Here is a 21,358-nt window from a genome sequence, read left to right on the forward strand (position 1 = left end):
GGCCCCCGACTTGGCGGCCGGCGCAGCGGCCGCGACGGGGGCCGGAGCGGGCGCCGGATCGGGAACGGGCGCCGGCGGGGGCGCGGGCGGCGCCGCGGGGACCGGGGCCGGCTCGACCGCCGGCGCGGTCAGCGGCACGACGTCGCGGACGGCGGGGAGCCGCGCGGCGTCCTGGGCGAGCGCGGCGACGAGGGCCGCGGGCGGGGACGCGCCCGCTTCGGCGGGGGGCTCGGTCGGCTGCGGGAGCGCGACCAGGGCCACGACGGTGAGCCCCGCGGCGACACCCGCCGGGACGTGCCGTCGGACCGTCATCGGGCCGACTGCCCGACCGGCTCCACCGCCCGGGCACGCGGCGATCGTCGTGTCCGCGGAAGCTCGTCGGGCATGTGGTCCCCCATCGCCGACCGTGTTCCGGCACGCCGGTGAGGGCGTGCCGGGGGCCTACCTAACTCCGATACCCCGGCGTCCGGAAGCCCTCGGCGCATCCGTGGCGCACGCGCCGGGGGACCGCGCGACCCCGAGCATCGACCGGCCGGGCCGGGACGGCCACTCGGACGCGAACGGGGGCCACGGCGCAGTGCGCCGTGGCCCCCGTCGTACCGCGTCCGGGATCAGACGGGGCGGACGTTCTCCGCCTGCGGGCCCTTCTGGCCCTGCGTGACGTCGAACTCGACCTGCTGCCCCTCCTCGAGGGACTTGTAGCCGCTACCGGTGATCGCCGAGTAGTGGCAGAAGACGTCGGCGCCGCCGCCGTCCTGGGAGATGAAGCCGAAGCCCTTCTCCGCGTTGAACCACTTCACAGTGCCCTGAGCCATGTCGTTCTCATTCCGTGCTGGAGGTCTCCGGGCCGACGAGAGAGGGCCCGGGGTCGCCGCACCGACCGGCAGGACCGAGAGGAACGTCAGGCAGAGACGACTGCGGACGTTCGAGAACGAAGCAGAGGTACGACAGCGACCGTCACCACTGTAGTCCACGACGGCCGTGAGGGGGACCCCACGCCGCGAGCATCACACTCACAGGGAGGAGCCGTGGGCCCGACGGTGCCGGTTCCTCCCGGCCGAAGGAGGGTGACCCGCATGGACATCACCACCGTCAACGACCGACACCTCTACGAGGGGCGCGTCGTCCTGCTGGACACCGACGTCCCGGCGGGACGGGTGGAACTGCCGCGACGGATCGTCCGGTTCGGTCCGGCCGGCTGGATCACGGTCGTGGACGGCCTGACCGAGGACGCCGACGTCGAGCTGTACCCGACGTGGCGGGTGCTCTCGGTGTCCGACCTCCGCGAGCTGGGCGGGGCCGCGCTCCGGTCGAGCGCGGCCCATTAGCGGTTCACCAGCGCAGCGGGTCGGTCAGCCTCGTGTGCGCCGTCCGGCAGACCCGGCAGTTCCCCCACGTGACGATGGCCAGCGGAGTCGTGGCCGAGCCGCACTCGGGGCACTCCACCGGCTCGTCCGACCGGGCTCGCGCGTCGGTGATCGCGCGCGACCGTTCCTCGTGGATCGTCTCGTCGCCCCGGCAGGGACACCCGAGGTGAGCATCAGCGCAGCGTCCGCGGTGTGTGGTGATGGGGTCCCCTCTCGTCGCCGTCGACGCTACCCCCCGCATGCGCCCCGGCGGGGTCAGCGGCGACGGCGGTTCACCCGGAGGACCTTCCCGTCGGCACCCGCGACGACGACGCGGTCACCGCGCCGGAACCGGTCCGCGACGGCGTGTCGGGGTCGGGGGAGACGTCGTCGGGCGCGTCGAGGCAGCGCTGGACGTCGGCGAGGAACGTCACGATGGGCGGGGGCCTGCGTCTCCGAACTCGTACGCGACCGGCCCCAGGGATCGCATGGTCAGATCTGACCCCCTGCCACGGTCAGGGGAAGTCGAGCAGTTCTGGTCATGTCCTGACAAGCTCCGTCGGCCACTCTGAGCAGGACGACGTCCCGCTCGTCCCGAAGGAGCAACTCATGGCTGCACCGTCCCCCGTCCTCCCCGAGCGGAGGACGGAGGAGGTCATCCCGGCGCCACTGGTGGAGGCCGCCCCCGACGAGGTCCGGCCCGGCACCCGCTGGCTGCTGAGGGCCTTCCTGGGGCTCACCCTGCTCGCCGTCCTGCAACTGCTGGTCCGGACCACGAGCGCGCACGAGGACTTCGCCTGGCCCATCCACACGGAGCTGACCGCGGCGTGGCTGGGCGCGGCGTACGGGGCCGGAGCCGTGCTGTCGCTGCTGGCCCTGCGGCGGCGGAGGTGGGACGAGGTCCGCGTCCCCGTCCTCACGGTCGCCATCTTCACCTGGCTCACCCTCCTCGCCACGCTGATCCACACGCACCGCCTGCACCTGGTCGAGGGTGGGACCACCGGGCGGCTGGCGGCGTGGGTGTGGCTGCTGGTCTACCTCGTCGTCCCGCTGGCCTGCCGGTCGGTCATCGCGGGGCAGCAGGACGCCCGGAGCGGGGCACGGCCGGCCCACCGGCCGCTCCCGCGCTGGCTGGCCGGCTGGCTCGGCGCCCAGGGCCTGGTGCTGTCGGCGGCCGGTGCGGTCCTGTTCCTCGGCGGCGTCGCGGTGCACCACGAGGCCGAGGTCGTCACGCGGTTCTGGCCGTGGGACCTGATGCCGCTGAGCGCGCAGGTGATCGGCGCGTGGTTGATCGCGCTGGGCATCGGTGCGGCGCTGGTGATCCGCGAGCGCGACCTGCTCCGCCTGCGGGTGCCGGCGGCGGTCTACACCGTGTTCGGCGTGCTGCAGCTGGGCGTGCTGGCCCGGCACCGGGCGGTGTTGGACACCGGCGACCCGTGGCTGTGGGGCTACGTCGCCGTCCTGGTGGTCGTCGTCGTCACCGGCGGGTACGGCTGGTGGGCCGCCCGCGGGTGCGCCTGCGGCGCCTGCGTCGCCGGCCGTCAGGTCACCCGCCGTACGGCCGGGTGATGATCTCCAGCACGTGCCCGTCCGGGTCCTGCCAGTAGACGCCGCGGCCCCCGTCGTTGGTGTTGATCTCGCCCGGTCGCTGCTGGAACGGGTCGGCCCAGTGGTCCAGCCCCCGCGCCCGGATCCGCCCGAAGACCTCGTCGAACTCCGCCTCGCTGACGAGGAAGGCGTAGTGCCGCGGGTGGACCTCCGCCTCCTCCATGAAGTCCAGGGAGACGTCGTTGTCGAGCTGGACGACCGCGAAGGGGCCGTACGTCGTCGGGCTGGCCAGGCCGAGGAGGTCGGCGAGGAAGGCCGCCGACGCGTGCCGGTCGCGGGCGGCGACGATGGTGTGGTTGAGCTGCACGGGCATGGGGACTCCTCCCGGCGCCGGGGCGGTGGCGGGGTCAGCCCAGCACGGATGCCGCCCGCGCGTCGAGGGCTGCCGGCCCCGGCTCAGCGGAGGTCGAACTCGACCCAGAGCGGGTAGTGGTCCGAGATCCGCCAGGACAGCTGCTGGCGGGTGTCGTCGGCCTGCAGCCACGGCACGAAGTCGAACATCCCGGCTCGCTCCGTGTAGCGCAGGGTCAGCTGCGGCACGTCGTGGGCGCCGGTGAACCAGGCGATCTGGTCGTAGAAGTGGCCGGACCCGGCGTCGTCGAAGATCGTCCGGGGCACGTCGTTGAGCTCGTCGGGTGGGCGCAGGCCGGTCGACGTGAACGCCTCGAAGAGCGCGTCGCCGCGGCGGTCGATGTTGAAGTCGCCCAGGGCCAGCAGGTTGTGCCCCCACTGCCGCTCCCGGCGGGCCCAGTCGGCCATCCACTCGGCGATGGCCTTCAGCTCACCGATCCGGTCGGCCGGGGCGTCCCCGTACCGGACGTGCAGGGTGACGAGGATGAACGTCGTCGACCCCGCGAGGAAGCTCACCGCGTAGGGGGTGCGGGCGAACTGGCGCAGGCCGGGCGGCCCCGCCGCCGGCGCACCGTCGTCCTCGGGCAGCACCAGCTCGCAGGCCAGCCCGGACGGACGGACCCGCCGGGTGTCGAAGACGAAGGCCAGGCGCTCGTCGTTGCCCTGGGAGCCCCTGGTGACGTCGGTGAGGATCAGCCCCCAGTGCGGGCCGAGCAGCTTGAGGGCGTGCCGCAGGCTGCGCAGGTTGCCCCGGACCTCCTGCACCGCCACCACGTCGAAGCGGCTGATGACCTCCGCGATCGCCGACAGTGCGGCCAGGTCGCGGCGCGGGCTGTCGCCGTCCTCGGCGTGCCACTTCTCCGTCAGGTCGCCGAAGGCGCGGATGTTCCACGTCGCGATGAGCAGGTTGTGGTCCAGCTGCCGGGCGGGGACGAGGAGGTCGAGGGCGTCGGACAGCCGCCGCAGCTCGTCGGCGACCTCGGGCGGCGCGGGCTCGAGGACCAGCGGCATGGCGCTCTCCCGGGGGTCGGCAGGCCGTGGGGGAGCGGGTGCGGCTCTCCCCGGCGGCGGACCGTAGCCGGGGCCGCGTCACCTCGGCGTCACCGGCGGCAGGTGGCGGCCGGTCGGCTCACCCGCCGGCGAGCAGGCCGCGGATCGTGTCGATCGTGTCGGCCTCGGCGGCGGACTTGTCCGGCCGGTACCGCAGCACCCGCGCGAAGCGCAGCGCGACGCCGCCGGGGTAGCGCGGGCTGCGCTGCGCCCCGTCGAGGGCGATCTCCACCACCAGCTCCGGCCGCAGCACCACCCCCCAGTCGGCGTGCTCGCTGGCGTGCTCGGGGAAGGTGCGGGTCTGCCAGTCCAGCAGCTCGTCGGTCATCCCCTTGAAGGTCTTGCCGACCATGACCGGCGGACCGCCGTCCGGGTCCCGGGCGCCGAGGTGGATGTTCGACAGCCGCCCCGACCGCCGGCCGTACCCCCACTCCGCGCCGATCACGACCAGGTCGAGGGTGTGCACCGGCTTCACCTTCTGCCAGGCCCGGCCGCGGCGGCCCGCCGCGTAGGTCGCGTCGAGCGCCTTGACGACGACGCCCTCGTGGCCGGCGCCCAGGGCGTCGTCCAGCACGCCGGCCGCCTGCTCGGCGCTGGGGCTGCGGACGCCGGGCATCCGGAGCGCGGCGTGCGCGTCGTCGGCGAGCAGGCCGGCGAGCGCGTCGAGGCGGACGTGCAGCGGCTCGTCGAGGAGGTCGCGACCGTCGAGGTGCAGCACGTCGAAGAAGAACGGGCTGAGCAGCACGCCGGCGTCGGCGGAGTCGCTGCCGAAGCGGCTCATCGTGTCCTGGAAGGCGCGCGGCCGGCCGTCGTCGTCCAGCGCGAGGGTCTCCCCGTCGAGGACGGCGGTGGCGCACGGCAGGGCGCGGACCCGCTCGACCAGCTCGGGGACGGCGTCGGTGACCTCGCGCAGCGTGCGGGTCCAGACCCGCACGACGTCGCCGTCCCGGTGCACCTGGATGCGGGCGCCGTCGAGCTTGAACTCCACGGTGACGTCGGTGCCGAGGTCGGCGAGCGCGGCGTCCAGGGAGGAGCCGGGGCTGGCGAGCATCGGCTGCACCGGGCGGCCGACCTGCAGGTGCACCGCGGCCAGCGCCTCGCTCCCGCCGCGCAGCGCCGTCGCGGCCGTCTCCGGCAGCCGGCCGGAGAGCATGAAGGCGCGCCGGACGTCCGCCGCGGGCACGCCGGCCGCCGCGGCGACGGCGTCGAGCACGACCCCCTCCAGCGCGCCCTGGCGGAGCTCACCGGTGAGCAGCCGGAGGAGGAACTGCTGCTCGTCGGCGGTGGCGGCGGACAGCAGGCCCCGGACCAGGGCCTCCCGCCGGGTCACCGAGCCGGCCCCGGACGTCGCGGCCAGGTCGGTGAGGGTGTCGTCGACGGCGCCGACGGTCAGCGTGGGCGCCGGTGCGGGGGCGCCGGCCAGCCGGGACAGGGTGCGCCAGCCGACGCCGAGCCGGCCCTGGCGCGGCTCACCCGCCAGCCACGCGGTGACCGGCTCGATCTCGGCCGGCTCGGCCCGGCGCAGCAGCTCCGCGATCGCTCCGGCCTTCGCCGTGCGGGACCGGGTGGCCGTGACGGCGGTCGAGGTGGCGAGGACGTCGGCGAGCAGCACCCCGCCATGGTGTCAGCGGGGGCGGACGGTCCCGGCCCACGTCGGTCTCCGGACCGGCGAGCCGAGCGGCGGGTGACGTCGCGCCACCCGCCGCCCGCCCGTGCGGATCAGGTGCCGGACTGCCCGGCGTCGTCCTGGCCGATGCGCTGGTCGGCCAGGTCGCCGACCTTGTCCGACTGCTGGTCGAACTTGCCGCCGGTCTTGTCGTCGGCGAACTGCTCGGCCTTGTCCAGGGCCTGGTCGCTGCGCTGTTCGCCCTGCTCGCTGTTGAGCGCGTCCTTCGCCTTGTCTCCGAGGCCACCGATGTCCATGCCGTTCTCCTTCGTCGGGTGCGGGACGGCTGACTACCCACCCGGGACGCCGCGACGCGTCGCGGGGCCCGGAGCGGTCAGGAGGTCTCGGCGTCGAGCGCGGCCGCGACGCGGCGGTGCGCCGCCCAGATCTCCTCCGGCACGCCCTCGAACGTCGACAGGTGCTCCTCGCGGTGCGCCATCTCCTGGCGCCAGCGCTCGGTGTCGATGGTGAGCAGCGTGTCCATGTCGCCGGGGCGCAGGTCGACGCCGGTGAGCTCGAGCTCCTCCTTGGTCGGCACGATGCCGACCGGCGTCCGGGTGCCGGTGACCTCGCCGTTGCGCAGCTGCATCAGCCAGAGCAGGGGGCGCAGGTTGTCCCGGTATCCCGGCCACAGGAAGTGGCCGTCCTCCGGGTCGCGCTGGAACCAGTTCACGTGCGCGAAGATCGGCTGGTCGGTCGCGGCGCCGATGACCTTCAGCCAGTGCGCGGCGTAGGGACCCTCGGCGTAGGACATGAACGGCCGCATCGACATGGGGTCGTAGCGGAGGACGCCCTCGGTGCCCTCCGCGGCGAAGGTCGCCTCCGCGCCGAGGGTGAGGCCGTCGTAGACGCCCTCGGCGAGGTCGGTGATCGCGCGGATCAGCGGCTCCCGGTCGCGGGTCCGGCCGCCGAAGATGATCCCGTCGACCGGGACGCCCTTGGGGTTCTCGTAGTCCGGCGCGATGTTGGGCACGTTGGCCAGGGTGGTGGTGAAGCGGCTGTTCGGGTGCGCCCACGGGGCGTCCTTCGCGTCCGCCGGCCGCTCGGAGATCAGCTGCCCGGCCCAGTCGCGCCAGCCGGTGGGGTCCGCCGGCGGCCGCGGCGTCTTGCCCTCCCACCAGACCTCGTGGGTCTGCTCGTTGTAGGCGACGTTGGTGAAGATGGTGCCGGTGCCCTCGGCGATGGCCTCGACGGCGGTCGGGTTGGTGACCTCGTTGGTGTCCTTGGCGACCCCGAAGGCGCCGAACTCGGGGTTGATCGCGTAGACCCGCCCGTCCTCGGGGTCGACCCGCAGCCAGGCGATGTCGTCGCCGTAGAAGTGCACCTGGTAGCGGTCGCCGAGGGCGTCGGGGGCCAGCATCATCGCGAGGTTGGTCTTCCCCGACGCGCTGGGGAAGCCGCCGCAGATGTGGTACGCGCGGCCGGTCTGCTTGTCGGTGATCCCGAGGAGCATGAACTGCTCGGCCAGGAACTGGCCCGACGCCCACCCGTCGTAGGCGGCCTGGCGCAGGCCGTGGGCGATCTTGCCCAGCAGCGCGTTGCCGCCGTAGGAGGACCCGTAGTGCAGGATCGTCCGCTCGTCGGCGACGGTGACGAAGTAGCGCTGGTCGTCCGCGGTGCCCTGGCCCAGGTTCTCCAGGTCACCCGTGACGTGCACCGCGCGGACGAAGCTGTCCTGGTCGGCGAGGTCGTTGACGTGGTCCACGCCGACCCGGGCCATGCGGATCATGTGCAGGACGACGGTGCGGGTGTCGGTCAGCTCGACCCCGGCGGCGAAGGCCTCGAGCGGCGAGCCGGGCGGCGCCATCAGGTAGGGGACGACGTACATCGTCTTGCCCGCCGACGCCCCGCGCATCCGCTCCTCGAGCAGCGGCCGCATCTCCGACGCGGGGCGCCAGTTGTTGTAGACGCCCTTGTCCGCGGGGTTGTTGGTGGCGACGACGGTGCGCTCCTCGGAGCGCGCGGTGTCCTTGGGGTGGCTCCGTGAGTAGTAGCGACCCTCACCCGCGGGGAGCAGTTCGCCGGCGTCCAGGGACTCCTGCACCAGGCGGGCGTCATCGGAGGCGTTGACCACCTCGATCCGGTCGGCGCCGGTGAGCTCGGCGTACCGGTGGACGAACTCCCGGACGCGAACGTTCTTCAGTCCTGCCTCGTCGAGCACGGCATCGATGGCGGCCACGACCCACCTTCTCCCTCACCCGGAGTTCCCGCCACCGCGCCACCGGGTGGCAGCGCGACACGGCCTGTTGATCGGGAAACTACCGAAGGCGACGACGGCCGGACGCCGGGGCGGGGCCCGCGGGCGCACCGGCGGGGGCGCGGGGCGGGACCGGGTCAGGGGCCGGCCTCGGCGCCCACCGTGTGCAGGTGCCCCAGGACGAGCCCGTACGAGGCGAGCAGTCCGGTCTCGGCGTAGCGGATCCCGTGGTCCGCGCAGAACGCCGCGACCAGTGGTCGTGCCCGGCGCAGGTTCGGTCGCGGCATGCTCGGGAAGAGGTGGTGCTCGATCTGGTAGTTCAGCCCGCCGAGCAGGAGGTCCACGAACCGTCCGCCGCGCACGTTGCGGGCGGTCAGCACCTGACGGCGCAGGTAGTCCTTCTCCTCGGCCTCCGTGAGCGGCGGCATGCCCTTGTGGTTGGGCGCGAACGAGCAGCCCATGTAGAAGCCGAACACCGCCTGGTGCACCGCGATGAAGGCCAGCGCCTGCCAGGGCGTCAGCACCAGGAGCGGCGCGGCGACGAAGGCGGCCAGGTGCACGGCCAGGAGCCCGGTCTCCAGCCACCGCGCGCGGATCGTCCCGCTGCGCAGTGCCTGCAGGCTCGCGACGTGCAGGTTCAGTCCCTCGAGCAGCAGGAGCGGGAAGAAGACGACCGCCTGGTGCCGGGTCAGCCACCCGAACAGCCCGCGCCGGCCGGCCCCGTCCTCCGGGAAGAAGATCAGCGGCCCGGCCGGGGCGACGTCGGGGTCGAGCTCGGCGTGGTTGGGGTGGGCGTGGTGCCGGTTGTGCTTGTCCAGCCACCACCCGAAGCTGAGCCCGACCGCCAGGTTGCCGTGCAGCAGGCCGAGCAGGTAGCTGCCGCGTCTCGTGCGGGCCACCTGCTTGTGGCCGGCGTCGTGCCCGAGGAAGGCGATCTGCGTGGACAGCACGCCGAGCACGGCCGCGGTGACCAGCTGCCACCAGCTCGCCCCGATCACCGCGAAGGCGAGCCAGCCCGCGGCGAAGACGAGCCAGGTGAGGGAGTACTTGGCGACGTAGTACCCGGTGCGCCGCTCGAGCAGGCCGGCGGCACGGATGCGCGAGGACAACTCGGCGTAGTCCGACCGGCCGGCGCGGACGGGGCGCAGGGTGGGGGCAGCGGTCACGTCAGTCCCGTCCCGCGCTCGGGCCGTCGACCGGGGCCGGGACGACGGCGTCCGGCGCCGGACCGCCGCCCAACCTCCGGGCGCAGCGGGCGTCGGCCAGGAAGTGGGCGACCGCCGACGACGGGTCCGCCAGCCGGAGCGTCGCCTGCCGCAGGCGCATCACCTCGTCGGCCTCGTGGATCGGCTCCATCCCGTCCTCGTCGACGGCGCGGACGCCGGAGAGGTCCAGAACCAGTTCCGCGGGGCCGCCGTCCACGGTGAACATCGACAGGAACAGCCGGAGCCGCCCGGCGGTGTCCGCGTCGAGCCGGCCTCCGACGCCGAGGACGACGGTTCGCTGGTGGAGGCTGAGGCAGGCGCACCGACGGGCGTGCCTGATCGGCACCGGGGGAGGGGCCGCGGCCGGCGGGGGGCCGTCCGTCACGAGGTGCAGGCCGTGCCGTGACCGTTGTGCCATGCCGTGCGCTCCCCGGAGCAGTGGGACGTGCCACTGCCGGGTCCGGGGCAGTGCCCGCGCGTGCGGGCCTGGTGGTCAGCCTAGGACGGCCGGACCCACCTCGCTGGGTGGTTGCGCCACGGGACGACGGTGCGCGGGGTCACCGTGCCGGACGGGACGGGGTCGAACGGTCGGTGCCGAGCTCGTCGACGCCCAGGGTGCCGGCGATGACCGCGTCCGCGACGCCGGTCAGGGTCCGCCCGGTCCGCCGGGCGTGCGTGCGCAGGAGGCGGAACGCCTCGTCGACGCTCGTGCCGGCGCGGGCCGACAGGACCCCCTTGGCCTGCTCGATGAGGATCCGGCTGTGCAGTGCGGCCTGCAGCTGCTCGGAGAGCACCACCTGGTCGTGGATGGCGCGCTCGTGCAGCAGCCCGATGGTGGCGACGTCGGCCAGGCCACGGGCGACGGCGAGGTCGTCGTCGCTCAGCCGCTTCGGCTCGACGGTGAACAGGTTGAGCGCACCGATGACCTGGCGGCGCAGCCGCAGCGGCAGGGCGTGCGAGACGGCGAACCCGAGGTCGCGGGCGGCCGCGGCGAACCGCGGCCACCGGTTCCCCGCGTCCGACAGGTCGATGTTGGCGATGGCCTGCCCGGTCGCGAAGCACTCCAGGCACGGGCCCTCGGCCTTCTGCAGCTCGAACAGCTCGAGCAGCCGCGCCGACTCGTGCGTGGCCGCCACCACCTGCAGCGTGCCGCGCTGGTCGTCGAGCATCAGACCCGCGGCGTCGGTGTCGACCAGTTCGACGCAGCGCTCGGTGAGCACCTGCAGGAAGTCGACGACGTCGAACTCGTCGACCAGCGTGTCCGCCAGCTCGACGAAGACCTGCACGAGGCGCTGTTCTCCGGCCATCGGTCCCTCCCGCCCGGGTCGGCCGGGCACCCCTGCTGTTCCCTCGAGGTCCTGGTGTCACCCGTCGTCGTCCCGACCGAGGCGGACCCGTCCCTGCAGGACGTCCCGGGCCAGCTCATCGATCGGACGGTGCTCGGCGTAGGCCCGGGCGCGCAGCAGGACCAGCGCCACCGCCAGACTGACATCTTCCTGCACGGAGACGACGCCCGTCGCCTGGTGGACCTCCGCCCGGTCGTCGAGCGCCGGGAGCGGGCCGAGGGGGAGGTCCGATCCGCCGTCCAGGAACTGTGCGTGCAGGAGCAGCACCGTGGCCGCATCGGCGAAGGCCAGTGCGTCGGTGAGCTCGGCCGGTGACAGGCCCCCGGGGCTGTCCCGGTAGAGGTCCAGCACACCGAGCCGGATGGCGCCGACCCGGAGCGGGAAGGCGAAGACGGCGCGCAGCCCCGCGAGTTCGGCCCCACCGGCGAACGCCGGCCACCGCGCCGGCGCGGTGCGGGTCAGGTCGGGCTGGAGCACCGGTCGACCGCTCCGGGAGGCGTCGACGCAGGGCCCCTCCCCGAGCGTGAACTGGAGTTCCTCCAGCTCCCGGGCGGCATCGTCGGTCGCCGCCAGCGTCCCGGCGGGTCCGCCCTCGGTCATCAGCGCCATCCCCGCGCCGGTGACCGGCAACGCCGCGGTGCACGTGCGCACCAGGGCGTCGGCGAGTCCGGCCGCGTGCGGGGCGGCGGCGACGACGGTGGACAGGATCCGGTCGACGCGTCTCGACGTCGCGGTCACCTGCGGACCGGCGGCTCCGGCCGGCGGCCCGCACCAGGGCCTGCGGACGACGCATCCCCGCGCGCCCGCCGGCCCCGACGGGGTCCCGACCTCCCGGGTGTCACCCCGGCGGCGAGCCGTCGTCGGACCCGTCCTGCGCTCCGGCGGCGCGGTCCCCTCGGGGCGCGACCGCCAGCGGCAGGGGCAGCGACGGACCGCTGCGGCCTCCGGGCGTCGGGGGCCGCTGGTCGGCCGGAGGGGCGTTCGGACGAGAGACCCGCGCGACGCGGATCCTCGTCATGACTGCCTCGCGGCCGGAGCGCGGGACGTGGCGGGGGCGCCCCGCGCGGCGGTGTGCAGCCGGCGGGCGGTCGTGGGCGTCGGGGTGGGTCCCACCAGGGACCGCCGATCTCCCTCCGGAAGCGGAGGGGCTGGGCGCCGAGCTGGCGTCACCACCGACCCTAGCCCCCGCGGTGCCGGGTGGCGGCGCCTCGCAGACGGTCAGTCCGGCGACGAGTACTCCGGCCAGGCGTCCCGGTTGGTGCCGAGGACGACGGAACCGACGGTCAGCGCGACCGCTCCGCTCACCGCTCCGGACACCGCGGCGGCGGGCCGGTCGGCCTCACGGGCGAGACTCAGCGCGGTGTAGGCCCCGAGCACCGCGCCCAGCAGGACGGTGCTCGGCGGAACGGGTCCCCCCACGCCGGTCCCCGCCGTCGCGAGGAGGTCGGCGATGGCGGACGCCAGCGGGCCGGCGTCGGGCCGCTGCCTGATCCGGGCCACCGGCTCGGCCACGTCCAGGTCCTGGAACGCGGCGCGTCCGAGCTCACGGAGGTCGCGCTCGTCGGCGTCCGTGAGGCCGGCCAGGCTCAGCCGGCGCAGGTGGTAGCGGAACCTGCGGAGCCGGGCGTCCTCGAAGGCGAGCCCCGCCGCCGCGCGGAACCGCTCGGCCGCTCCCGTCGACGCGTCCGCGGTGTCGGTCATGGTGGAGCGCCCCCTCCGACGGTTCCGGGAGGTGTAGCGCGGCCCCCGTCACCCGCGCGTCACCGACGCGAGGTCCGCCTGCGCGCCACGGCCTCCGTTCCCCCGACCAGGCGAATGGACGGCGCGCCGCTTCGGTTGGCAGCCCCGCGTGCCGATGCAGACGACGTCCGACCCCGCCGATGAGGAGCAGCCCACGATGCCGACTGCCGAGCAGTACCTGGCGCAGTACGCGCGCACCCTCGACGCGTTCCAGGGGGCGCCGGTGGCTCCCGCCGCGACGTGGCCCGTCGCCCAGAACGGCTCGATCCTCGGCGAGTACAGCGAGCTGCTGGTCGCCGCGGCGCTCACCTACTCCCCGCAGAGCTCCGGGGCCACCTGGGACCGCGCCAACGCCTGCCGCACGGGCCAGCTCGTCGGCACGTCCGCATGGGTCGCGACGCGAGCCGCGGCCGGCTACAGCAGGGCCTCGTACAGCGACGTCGACCTGTGGCTCTCCGCGCCCGTCGTCGCGGGCTCGGCGTGGGCGACGTCGGTCCCGCCGAGCCGGGGGGTGAGCGCCCTGCTCTCGGCGATCGGGGCGGGTACCGGGCGCCCGGTCCTCACCGCGCAGGTGAAGGCCCGTCACTACGAGGTCATCGACCGGTACGACGCGGTGCCGTACTGGTACGTCGTCGATCCGGCCGCGGACGGTCAGGTCACGCGGGAGGATCTGCTCAGCGCACCGGCGTCCTTCCCGTGGCGGCCGTCGACGGTCGACCTGTTCGCGTGCGTCGAGTGGACGGTGCCCTCCGGCAGCCCGGTCGCCGTGCCGCGCGTCCGGGTCCTCGCGAGGGACGACGTCCGGGACGCGATCGTGGCCCGCGAGGCCGCGATCGCGGCTCGGCACTCACCCTGCACCTGCAGCCGGCCACTGGCGTGGAGCGCGCGGAAGCTGGACTTCGTGGACGTCTTCACCGGGCAGCTGGGCACCGACCTGACCCCGGTCCTGGGCCGGGTGCCGCCGCTCACCCTGGCCTGAGGTCGGCGGCCTCCGCTCCTCCGCGGCGGAAGTCGGTTGCTCCCGGTCGGAGGATCGATCCGTGGCGGCCGAGCGGGTGCTGGTGAACTTCTTCTACGCCCAGCAGGTGGGCCACGCGGTCGAGGCGCTGCACTACTGCCACGGCCACGCGTCGGCGGTGCCGGGCCGCGAGGTCTCCGTCGTCCTGAACGCCGCGACCGCCACGGAGCTGGCCGGCTTCTGCCCCTTCCTCGCCGCCGTCCACCCGGTCGACCACCCGTTCCTGGAACCGTGCGCGGACTCGGCGCGGCGGATGCGGGACGTGCCCCGCGACTGGGACTGGGTCCTCGACGACACCCGGCGCCACCAGCCGGTGCAGTACGAGCTCAGCTGCGCCTCGAGCTGCCGTCCTCGGCGCGGCGGGCCGCCTCCGACCGGCTGGCGTCCGACCGCGAGGTGGAGAGCCGGATCGCGGTGGTGCCGGCCGGGTCGAGCGATCCGTCGCTGTACCCGTCGCCCGGCTCGTGGCGGCTGGTGCTCGACGCCCTGACCGACGCCTTCCCCGCGGTCCAGATCGCGCTGGTCGGCCGCGTGCACCGGGACGAGCGCACCAGCACCGCCCTGGGCCCGGCGAGCTGCGGGAGCTGCTGGCGCACCGGTCCGCGCCGGTCGACTGCTTCGACATCCCGCTCGCCGAGCAGCTGGCCGTGGTGGAGAGCTGAAACGTCTTCCTGGCGCCGCAGCTGCCGTACGAGCGGGCCCTGAGCGAGTGCTTCCGGGAGCTGCGGGCCGTCACCACGGCGACACGTCGGCGATCTGGTCGATCGACGGCGTCCACCTCGCCCACCTCTGACCCGCACGGACGCCAGAGCGCCCCCCACCCCGGGGGAGGTGGGGGGCGCTCGGGCGCAGCTCGCGGAGCTGCCGGGGGCTCAGCCCTGGTAGTTCACGTGCGGGTGGTCCATGTGGTTCGCCGTCGCGCTGCCGCGGTCGGACATCAGCTTCCAGACGCCGGTCGGCGAGGTGAGGATCCGCTGCTGCCAGATGACGTACTCCACGCCGAGGTCGTCCCAGTGGGCGATGTGGTACTCGGTGATGGCGTCGCCCAGGGCGGTGTCGGAGCCGACCATGTAGTCCAGCGCCAGCCCGGACGGGTGGCCGTGCGGGTCGACGGCGCTGGCGCGGGTGCCGCCGATGGTGATGCCGGCGGCACCGGGGACGTTGGCGACGACGACGTCGGCGGCGGCCTGGGCCTCCGGCCGCACGCCTCCGGCGCTGTTGGTGATCTCCGCGACCGCGGCGGCCGGTGCGGGAGCCGGCGCGGCCTCGACGACGGGGGCCGGCGCGGCCTCCACGACGGGGGCCGGCGCGGCCTCGAGGGGGGTCGCCGCGACGGCCGGGGTGATCTCGGCGGCCGGTGCGGACGCCCCCAGGGTGCCCCCCGGAGCGGCCGCGACCGGGGCCGACCCGGCGGTCAGCAGCACCTGGCCCGGGAAGATGAGGTTGGGGTTGCTGCCGATGACGGCGACGTTGCGCTCGTAGAGCGCGCGCCACGACTGCCCGGAGGCGGCGGCGATCTCGGCCACCGTGTCGCCGCGCTCGACCGTGTAGTCGGCCTCGGACGGGGCCGCCGGCGAGGGAGTGGCCGGCTGCTCGGCAGCAGGCGCCGGGGCGGCGGCCGGAGCCGGTGCCGGCGCGGCGGCCGGAGCCGGTGCCGGCGCCGCGGCGGCCGCGGTGGTGCCGTCGGCCAGGAGCTTGCCGCAGGTCGGCCACGCGCCGATGCCCTGACCGGCGAGCACCTTCTCGGCGATCTCGATCTGCTGGGCGGGGGTCGCGAGGTCGGCGCGGGGGGCGAGGTCGGTGCCCCCGAAGCCCGCCCAGGTGGCCGGGCTGAACTGCAGGCCGCCGTAGTAGCCGTTGCCGGTGTTGATGCCCCAGTTCCCGCCCGACTCGCACTCGGCGACGCCGGTCCAGTCGTGGGTGGAGCCGGCGTGGGCCGGGGAGCTCAGGACGCCGATCCCGACGACGGTGGCGCCGGCGGCGACGGGGGCGCGGGAGAGGACCTTCTTGGTGCGGACATAGCGAGGCGCGCGGTGCTTGGGCATGGGTGATCTCCGATCGCCGCCGGCGAGGTGAGCTGTCGGGTTCGGACGATCGGTGCCCGGCCGCGGTGCGCGGCTTCACCCCGAGGCGCGCGCGGCGCGCCGTGGACGTGGGTCCCCCACCCCTGCCCGGAGTTCTTCGGAGGACAGCCGGTGGGCAGGGTTTGGCGGACCGGCGCCACGCTCACTTGTTTGCTGAGCGCAGCCAAAACGCTACGACCGGTCATGTCGACTGTCGCCGTGTCGCCGGTCACACTCGACACGCGGATCGGGAATGGGCTGGTCGTCGCTGAACGCGCCGGTTCCCGTGTCCGGTGCGTCACACGACACGCCGGAACGGCTTGGCGTGGCGTCCGTCCGGGGCGGGCCGCCCGGCTCGGGCGATCGCCGGCCGGGCGGCGGCACTAGGGTCGGATGCCATGCCGACCAGGTCGACGGGGCCCGCCCCTGCGCGGACGATCGCCGACCTGGGCCTGCCGGGACGGGCGGTGACCGCGCTGACCCGCGCCGGCGTCACCCGCGTCGACGACCTCGCGGCGCTCACCCGGCGGGAGCTGGCCGCGGTCCCCGGGCTGGGCACCGGCCTGATCGCGGCGATCCGGCTCGTCGTCCCCGAGCCGCACCCGAGTCCGTCGCCGGTGACGGGCACGGAGCCCCGGCCGGCCGAGACGGAGTCGCCGCTCGCGCCCCCCATCCCGTCGTTCGACTCGCTGCGGGGCCCCCGCCGCCGCACGGCGGTCGACCTGCTCGTCCCCGACCGGCGGCCGCCCGACCCGCCGCCCGTCTCCGCTCCTCGTCCCGCGCCTGCGGCTCCCCGGCCGGCGGAGTACGCCGACCTGCTGCACCTGGGCGCGCGCCTGGCCCGCGCCGCGGCCGGCGTGCCGTGGCGGGTGGCCCGGTGGTCGGTCCAGCTGCCGGTCCGCCGCCTGCGCGGGCTGCTCGGCCGCTAGCGACGTCGTCCTGTCGGCGACCTCGACGACACTGCACGGGTGACCCGTGTCCTCCTCCGGCGCCGTGGAGCGGCCGTGGAGGTGCGCGAGCACGCCGACGACGGGACGGCGACCGAGGTGCGCCGGCTCCCGGCCGAGGAGCTGGCCGCGTACGTCCGGACACGGGAGGCGGGCCCGGCGGTCCGCTGGGTGTGGGACGACACCACGCGCTGGTACCCGGCGCTCCTGGAGGCCGGCGTCCGGGTCGAGCGCTGCACCGACCTGAGACTCGCCCACGCCGTCCTCCGGCGGACGCCGTTCGTCGACCAGGCCCTGCTGGCCGCCGACGACACCCCGGGATGGGACGCGCTGGAGCCGGTGACCGCGGCGGACTCCGCGCTCTTCCCGCTCGACGACCCCGCCGACCGGCTCGACCCCGTCGCCGAGGACGAGCGCCAGCAGGCCGCCGTCGCCGCCTCTCCGGAGCAGGCGCGCCTCGGCCTGCTCCTGGCGGCCGAGTCGTCCGGCGCGCTGGTGGCCGCGGAGATGACGCACGCCGGGTTGCCCTGGCGGGCCGACGTCCACGAGCGGCTGCTGACCGAGCTGCTCGGACCGCGGGCGGGAGCCGGCCGGCGGCCGGCGGTGCTCGAGCGGCTGGCGGGGGAGGTGCGGGCGGCCCTCGGGGCCGCCGACCTCAACCCCGACTCACCGAGCGTGCTGCTGCGGGCGCTGCAGGCGGCGGGGCTGCCGGTGACCGACACCCGGTCGTGGAGCCTGGAGCAGGTCGACCACCCCGCCGTCCCGCCGCTGCTGGAGTACAAGAAGCTGTCACGGCTGCTGCAGGCCAACGGCTGGACCTGGCTGGAGACCTGGGTGCGCGACGGCCGGTTCCGCTCGTCGTTTCTCCCCGGGGGCGTGGTCACCGGGCGGTGGGCGGCGACCGGCGGCGGCGCCCTGTCGGTCCCGACCCAGGTGCGCCCCGCGGCGGTCGCCGACGACGGCTGGCGGTTCGTGGTCGCCGACGTCGCCCAGCTGGAGCCGCGGGTGCTCGCCGGCATGAGCGGGGACACGGCGATGGCGCAGGCGGCGCGGTCCACGGACCTCTACCAGGGGATGGTGGCCGGCGGTGCGGTCGCGACCCGGGCCGAGGCGAAGGTCGGGATGCTCGGCGCCATGTACGGCGGCACCCGCGGGGAGAGCGGGCGGATGATGCCGCGGCTGGCCCGCCGCTACCCGCGGGCCATCGGGCTGGTCGAGGAGGCCGCCCGTGCCGGCGAGCGCGGCGAGGTCGTGCACACCCTGCTCGGCCGGGGGTCCCCGGCACCGACCGGCGGCTGGGCGCAGCGGCCGGCCGGACTCGGCGACCCGCCGGACGAGGCGGACCCGCGGGAGGAGCGGGACCGGCGGCGGCGCGCCTGGGGCCGGTTCACCCGCAACTTCGTCGTCCAGGGGACCGGCGCCGAGTGGGCGCTGTGCTGGCTGGCCGATCTCCGCAACCGGCTCTGGCGCCTTCACGCGAGCGGATCGCTGGCGGAGCGGCCGCACCTGGTCTTCTTCCTCCACGACGAGGTCGTCGTCCACACCCCCGAGCACCTGGCCGCGGACGTCGCCGAGGAGGTGCGGCACGCCGCGGCCACGGCCGGCCGGCTGCTGTTCGGCGACTTCCCGGTCGACTTCCCGCTCGACGTCGCGGTCGTCCGGTCCTGGGCCGACGCGGGGTGAGCGGTCAGGGGCGGCGGGCGGCCGCGAGCACCTCGGTGAGCGTCTGGTCGTCGCGGGCGACCCAGGCGCGGCCGTCGTCGGTCAGCACGATCGGTCGCTGGATGAGCCGCGGGTGCTCGACCAGGACGCGGATCCAGGCGTCGGCGTCCCGGGGGGCGTCCGGCAGCCCCAGCTCGCGGGCCAGCGGCTCGGACATCCGGGTGATGTCCCAGGGCTGGAGTCCGAGGCCGGTCAGCGCGGCGCGCAGCTCCGCCTCGCTCGGCGGCCGGTCCAGGTACCGGCGCAGCGTGTACTCGACGCCGGCCTCCTCGAGCTGGTCGCGCGCGGCGCGGCACTTGGAACAGGACGGGTTGAACCAGACCTCCACGGCCCGAGCCTAGGGCGCGCCTAGTGCGTGACAGGCCGGTGACGGGGCCCTCCCTACGGTGCACGCGGTTCGGGCACCAGGTGGGGAGCGGGCATGGGCGAGCTGGACGGGACGGCGGTCCTCTTCGACATCGGCGACACGCTCGCCTCGGTGACGCTCTCGGGCGCCGGCGACCGGATCGACCGGTTGACCCCCTACTCCTTCGTCGACTCCGTGCTGACCGAGCTCCGGGACCGCGGCGCGCGCCTGGGCATCCTCTCCGACCCGGGCCCGGTGGCCCCGGACGAGGTGGACCGGGCACTCGCCGCCGCGGGCCTGGCCGACCGGTTCGACCGCGCCCTGGTGCGGCACGGCCGGAAGGACGGGCCGGCGGCCTTCGAGCAGGCGGCCGCCGCCGCGGGGTCCTCGCGGGCGCTCTTCGTCGGGGAGGACCCCGGCGAGCGTGCGTCCGCGCTCCGCGCCGGCCTGACCGTCGCGCCGCACCCCCTGCTGGCCCTGCCGCTGCTGGAGCAGGAGTCGCCGCTGCGCTACGTCCGCGTCACGGTGCCGCCGGCGGCGGCCGACGGGGACTGGCGGCAGATGCTGCGGGACCTGCGCGTGCTGCCCGCGCACGTGACGGGGGAGGGCGGCACCACCGTCTACGCGGTCACGACGGTGGCGACCGCCGCGCAGCTCGACGACCTGGGCTTCTGGGTCGACCGGCTCGGCGCCGCCGACGAGCCCCTGACGACCGACCTCTACCTGCTGCGCGACGACCGGCAGGTGCGCACCGGGTTCCTCGCCGCCGAGGGCAACGCGGCGGCGTTCCTCGGCGCGGGACCGCCGGCGCGCGGCGTGCTCGCCTCCACGGGCGAGGGGCTGTTCGTCGCAGTCCCGGCCGGCGCCTCGGTGGAGGGGCTGCACTTCGCCGACGCCCGGCACGGGCACAACCTCAAGCTGGTCCCGTCGCCCGCGCTGCTGGCACCGGCAGAGGCGGTCCTGCCGGCCCTCGTGGCCGATCCGGTCGGGGCGGCCGCGCTCACCGGCGCGGAGCAGGAGGTCCTCGGGGCACGGGTCCAGGACCGGCTGCTCGCCGGCCACGTCGAGCGGTACGCGGGGGTGGCGTCGGCGGTCGGGGACGGCGGCGTCATCCGCAGCCGGCACATCCACCATCCGGACAACGCCGTCGCCGTCAGCACGCTCGTCGCCGACCTGGACCGCATCGGCGGCGGGCGGCTGACCGTCCGCCGGCACCGGTTCCGGCACGAGGGCCGCGACCTCGAGAACGTGGAGGCCGAGCTGCCCGGGCGTGACCTGGACGGCGTCGTCCTCGTCACCGCCCACCTGGACTCCACGGCGGCCCGCCTGCCCGGGTACCGGGCCGGCCGGGACCCGGCTCCCGGCGCGGACGACGACGCGAGCGGAATCGCCGGGGTGCTGGCCGCCGTCGAGGCGATCGCGGCGCTGGACGACACCTTGGCCCCGCCCCGCCGCACCGTCCGCTTCGTCCTGTTCAACGCCGAGGAGCACGGGCTCGTGGGCAGCCGCGCCTACGCCCGCGACCGGGCGGGGCCGGGTGAACCGCTGGCCGCGGTCCTCCAGATGGACATGATCGGCTACGACCGGCTGCCCGCCCGGACGTTCGAGGTGCACGCCGGCTTCACCCCCGCGCCCGGCGTGCAGGCGCGCTCGCTGGAGCTGGCCCGCCTCGTCGCCGGGCTGCAACCGGTGGTGTCGCCGGCCCTGCGCCCGGCGCAGGTCTACCCGGCGACGGGGGAGTGGGACGAGGCCGAGCGGCGCAGCGACCACTCGAGCTTCCACGAGCAGGGCCACGCCGCGGTGCTGGTGTCGGAGGACCTGTTCGCCGGCCCCGGTCCGGGAGCGCCCCCGGAGGAGATGAACCCCGAGTACCACCTGCCGACGGACGCGACGATCGACGCCGGGTACGCCGCGGACATCGCCCGCGTCGTCACCGCCGCCGCCTGGGTCGCCGCCACGCGCTGAGCAGGCCGGGGCTCCCGGGGGCGGCCTCAACGGGTGGACGGCGCGGATGCCGTCGAGGCCTGCAGCTGCATGCGCAGGGTCACGCCCTCGGCGAGCCCGCTCCAGTCGGGGAAGAGGTTCGCGGCGTTCGCGCCCATGGCGTCCAGGTCGGGCAGGGCCCGTACGGCCTCGGCCCGCGGGAGGCTGAACTGGGTGAGCGCACCGTCGGCGAAGCCGAGGTGCGTGACGTAGTCCTCCAGCGTCAGGTGCGGTGTGCGGGCGTAGGTGAAGCGACCCGACTGGTTGCGCAGCCGGGAGTTGCCGCCGGTCAGCGGGGCGATCAGCTCCACCCCCATCTCCGCCGACCACGCGCTGGACCGGGTGTCGAGCACCCACAGGGCCACCTGCCCGGTCGCCCCAGGCGTGTCCAGCGCCTGGCGGAAGGCGAAGAAGGAGGCCACGTAGGGACTCAGTGACCAGTCCAGCAACCGGGTGGGGAGGCCGTGGTGCTGGCCGAACGCCAGCAGCGCCCGGTCGTCACCGAGGATCTCGGGTGCGACGCCGTGCTCGGCGCACGTCTCCCGGAACGCGCCGAGCAGTGCGGTCCACAGGACGACCCGTTGGTCACCGGGGAGGAAGTGGAACCTCCGGTCGAACGACGAGGTCAGGCTCCAGCCGGCGTCGCCGCACCCACGGAACAGGTACCGGCCCGACTGGAAGGGGCCGCCGTCGAAGAGGTGCGGGATGAGATCCCGCTTCAGGTCGTACCAGGTGTCGAACGACCGGCGGCCCACCGCGCTCGTGGTCAT

At 75.2% G+C, this 21,358-nt stretch carries 21 protein-coding genes, 1 pseudogene and 1 riboswitch; of the genes and pseudogenes, 7 read left to right on the forward strand and 15 right to left on the reverse strand.

Translation table 11 applies throughout. The features are described from left to right. Both MY526_RS19980 and MY526_RS19985 read right to left on the reverse strand, forming a co-directional pair. Positions 1-312: pseudogene (locus tag MY526_RS19980) on the reverse strand (hypothetical protein); the annotation flags it as partial. Positions 313-611: 299 nt separating this feature from the next. Next, positions 612-815: a cold-shock protein gene (locus MY526_RS19985; protein ID WP_436695752.1), complete on the reverse strand. Its 204-nt coding sequence runs from the start codon at positions 813-815 to the stop codon at positions 612-614. Between the two features lie 261 nt (positions 816-1,076). Here MY526_RS19985 and MY526_RS19990 point away from each other — a divergent pair, with 261 nt between their 5' ends. Further along, positions 1,077-1,328, forward strand: a complete 252-nt coding sequence (locus MY526_RS19990) for a hypothetical protein (RefSeq protein WP_436695753.1) — start codon at positions 1,077-1,079, stop codon at positions 1,326-1,328. 627 nt (positions 1,329-1,955) lie between these two features. Beyond that, the gene (locus tag MY526_RS19995; RefSeq protein WP_436695755.1) at positions 1,956-2,915 is read left to right on the forward strand and encodes a hypothetical protein; all 960 of its coding nucleotides are present in this window, start codon (positions 1,956-1,958) and stop codon (positions 2,913-2,915) included. On the opposite strand, the gene MY526_RS20000 is transcribed toward MY526_RS19995, so the two are convergent. The 10 genes from MY526_RS20000 to MY526_RS20045 all read right to left on the reverse strand — a co-directional run bounded on the left by MY526_RS20000 (position 2,893) and on the right by MY526_RS20045 (position 12,470). Beyond that, positions 2,893-3,267 (reverse strand): VOC family protein, encoded by a 375-nt coding sequence (locus MY526_RS20000; protein ID WP_436695756.1) that lies wholly within the window; start codon positions 3,265-3,267, stop codon positions 2,893-2,895. The two genes, MY526_RS19995 and MY526_RS20000, sit on opposite strands and share 23 nt — an antisense overlap. 83 nt (positions 3,268-3,350) lie before the next feature. Beyond that, a complete protein-coding gene (locus tag MY526_RS20005; RefSeq protein ID WP_436695757.1) occupies positions 3,351-4,316 on the reverse strand; it encodes an endonuclease/exonuclease/phosphatase family protein in 966 nt (321 codons plus the stop codon). Positions 4,317-4,434: 118 nt separating this feature from the next. Then, positions 4,435-5,967, reverse strand: coding sequence for an ATP-dependent DNA ligase (locus MY526_RS20010; protein ID WP_436695758.1), 1,533 nt, complete (start codon positions 5,965-5,967; stop codon positions 4,435-4,437). Between the two features lie 107 nt (positions 5,968-6,074). Next, a complete protein-coding gene (locus tag MY526_RS20015; protein ID WP_436704907.1) occupies positions 6,075-6,278 on the reverse strand; it encodes an antitoxin in 204 nt (67 codons plus the stop codon). 77 nt (positions 6,279-6,355) lie between these two features. Beyond that, the gene (locus MY526_RS20020) at positions 6,356-8,200 is read right to left on the reverse strand and encodes a phosphoenolpyruvate carboxykinase (GTP) (protein WP_436704908.1); all 1,845 of its coding nucleotides are present in this window, start codon (positions 8,198-8,200) and stop codon (positions 6,356-6,358) included. Between the two features lie 155 nt (positions 8,201-8,355). Next, the gene (locus MY526_RS20025) at positions 8,356-9,384 is read right to left on the reverse strand and encodes a fatty acid desaturase family protein (protein ID WP_436704909.1); all 1,029 of its coding nucleotides are present in this window, start codon (positions 9,382-9,384) and stop codon (positions 8,356-8,358) included. A 1-nt stretch (position 9,385) separates the two neighbouring features. Further along, a complete protein-coding gene (locus tag MY526_RS20030; RefSeq protein WP_436704910.1) occupies positions 9,386-9,841 on the reverse strand; it encodes an STAS domain-containing protein in 456 nt (151 codons plus the stop codon). Positions 9,842-9,980: 139 nt separating this feature from the next. Beyond that, complete coding sequence (locus MY526_RS20035; protein WP_436695763.1) at positions 9,981-10,730, reverse strand: GAF and ANTAR domain-containing protein; 750 nt, start codon at positions 10,728-10,730, stop codon at positions 9,981-9,983. Positions 10,731-10,787: 57 nt separating this feature from the next. Beyond that, positions 10,788-11,507: a GAF and ANTAR domain-containing protein gene (locus MY526_RS20040; RefSeq protein WP_436695764.1), complete on the reverse strand. Its 720-nt coding sequence runs from the start codon at positions 11,505-11,507 to the stop codon at positions 10,788-10,790. Positions 11,508-11,987: 480 nt separating this feature from the next. Continuing rightward, positions 11,988-12,470 carry a hypothetical protein gene (locus MY526_RS20045; protein ID WP_436695765.1) on the reverse strand — a complete coding sequence of 161 codons (483 nt, stop codon included), beginning with the start codon at positions 12,468-12,470 and terminating at the stop codon, positions 11,988-11,990. 196 nt (positions 12,471-12,666) lie between these two features. On the opposite strand from MY526_RS20045, the gene MY526_RS20050 reads away from it, so the two are divergent. Both MY526_RS20050 and MY526_RS20055 read left to right on the forward strand, forming a co-directional pair. Then, positions 12,667-13,488: a hypothetical protein gene (locus MY526_RS20050; protein ID WP_436695766.1), complete on the forward strand. Its 822-nt coding sequence runs from the start codon at positions 12,667-12,669 to the stop codon at positions 13,486-13,488. Between the two features lie 61 nt (positions 13,489-13,549). Beyond that, positions 13,550-14,017: a hypothetical protein gene (locus MY526_RS20055; protein WP_436695767.1), complete on the forward strand. Its 468-nt coding sequence runs from the start codon at positions 13,550-13,552 to the stop codon at positions 14,015-14,017. Between the two features lie 382 nt (positions 14,018-14,399). On the opposite strand, the gene MY526_RS20060 is transcribed toward MY526_RS20055, so the two are convergent. Then, entirely contained in the window at positions 14,400-15,572 is a 1,173-nt protein-coding gene (locus tag MY526_RS20060) for a transglycosylase family protein (RefSeq protein WP_436704911.1), read from the reverse strand. Between the two features lie 2 nt (positions 15,573-15,574). Then, positions 15,575-15,721: riboswitch (cyclic di-AMP (ydaO/yuaA leader) on the reverse strand. 267 nt (positions 15,722-15,988) lie between these two features. On the opposite strand from MY526_RS20060, the gene MY526_RS20065 reads away from it, so the two are divergent. Both MY526_RS20065 and MY526_RS20070 read left to right on the forward strand, forming a co-directional pair. Continuing rightward, positions 15,989-16,519, forward strand: a complete 531-nt coding sequence (locus MY526_RS20065) for a DNA-directed RNA polymerase subunit alpha C-terminal domain-containing protein (protein ID WP_436694809.1) — start codon at positions 15,989-15,991, stop codon at positions 16,517-16,519. A gap of 39 nt (positions 16,520-16,558) precedes the next feature. Beyond that, positions 16,559-18,220: a bifunctional 3'-5' exonuclease/DNA polymerase gene (locus tag MY526_RS20070; RefSeq protein WP_436704912.1), complete on the forward strand. Its 1,662-nt coding sequence runs from the start codon at positions 16,559-16,561 to the stop codon at positions 18,218-18,220. Between the two features lie 4 nt (positions 18,221-18,224). Here the strand turns inward: MY526_RS20070 and MY526_RS20075 are convergent, their stop codons facing one another. Then, a complete protein-coding gene (locus MY526_RS20075; protein WP_436694807.1) occupies positions 18,225-18,587 on the reverse strand; it encodes an ArsC/Spx/MgsR family protein in 363 nt (120 codons plus the stop codon). Positions 18,588-18,680: 93 nt separating this feature from the next. On the opposite strand from MY526_RS20075, the gene MY526_RS20080 reads away from it, so the two are divergent. Beyond that, on the forward strand, positions 18,681-20,570 hold the full coding sequence (locus MY526_RS20080) for a M20/M25/M40 family metallo-hydrolase (protein WP_436694806.1): 1,890 nt from the start codon (positions 18,681-18,683) through the stop codon (positions 20,568-20,570). A 26-nt stretch (positions 20,571-20,596) separates the two neighbouring features. Here MY526_RS20080 and MY526_RS20085 read toward each other — a convergent pair whose 3' ends face one another. Then, entirely contained in the window at positions 20,597-21,358 is a 762-nt protein-coding gene (locus MY526_RS20085; RefSeq protein WP_436694805.1) for an FRG domain-containing protein, read from the reverse strand.

It is taken from the genome of Geodermatophilus sp. CPCC 205761, assembly GCF_051383655.1.
GTDB lineage: Bacteria > Actinomycetota > Actinomycetes > Mycobacteriales > Geodermatophilaceae > Geodermatophilus.

Bases quoted from the DNA above. Each gene is read 5' to 3' on its own strand.
- MY526_RS19985 (WP_436695752.1), bottom strand. From the start codon at position 815: ATGGCTCAGGGCACTGTGAAGTGGTTCAACGCGGAGAAGGGCTTCGGC.
- MY526_RS19990 (WP_436695753.1), top strand. From the start codon at position 1,077: ATGGACATCACCACCGTCAACGACCGACACCTCTACGAGGGGCGCGTC.
- MY526_RS19995 (WP_436695755.1), top strand. From the start codon at position 1,956: ATGGCTGCACCGTCCCCCGTCCTCCCCGAGCGGAGGACGGAGGAGGTC.
- MY526_RS20000 (WP_436695756.1), bottom strand. From the start codon at position 3,267: ATGCCCGTGCAGCTCAACCACACCATCGTCGCCGCCCGCGACCGGCAC.
- MY526_RS20005 (WP_436695757.1), bottom strand. From the start codon at position 4,316: ATGCCGCTGGTCCTCGAGCCCGCGCCGCCCGAGGTCGCCGACGAGCTG.
- MY526_RS20015 (WP_436704907.1), bottom strand. From the start codon at position 6,278: ATGGACATCGGTGGCCTCGGAGACAAGGCGAAGGACGCGCTCAACAGC.
- MY526_RS20030 (WP_436704910.1), bottom strand. From the start codon at position 9,841: ATGGCACAACGGTCACGGCACGGCCTGCACCTCGTGACGGACGGCCCC.
- MY526_RS20035 (WP_436695763.1), bottom strand. From the start codon at position 10,730: ATGGCCGGAGAACAGCGCCTCGTGCAGGTCTTCGTCGAGCTGGCGGAC.
- MY526_RS20045 (WP_436695765.1), bottom strand. From the start codon at position 12,470: ATGACCGACACCGCGGACGCGTCGACGGGAGCGGCCGAGCGGTTCCGC.
- MY526_RS20050 (WP_436695766.1), top strand. From the start codon at position 12,667: ATGCCGACTGCCGAGCAGTACCTGGCGCAGTACGCGCGCACCCTCGAC.
- MY526_RS20060 (WP_436704911.1), bottom strand. From the start codon at position 15,572: ATGCCCAAGCACCGCGCGCCTCGCTATGTCCGCACCAAGAAGGTCCTC.
- MY526_RS20065 (WP_436694809.1), top strand. From the start codon at position 15,989: ATGCCGACCAGGTCGACGGGGCCCGCCCCTGCGCGGACGATCGCCGAC.
- MY526_RS20080 (WP_436694806.1), top strand. From the start codon at position 18,681: ATGGGCGAGCTGGACGGGACGGCGGTCCTCTTCGACATCGGCGACACG.
- MY526_RS20085 (WP_436694805.1), bottom strand. From the start codon at position 21,358: ATGACCACGAGCGCGGTGGGCCGCCGGTCGTTCGACACCTGGTACGAC.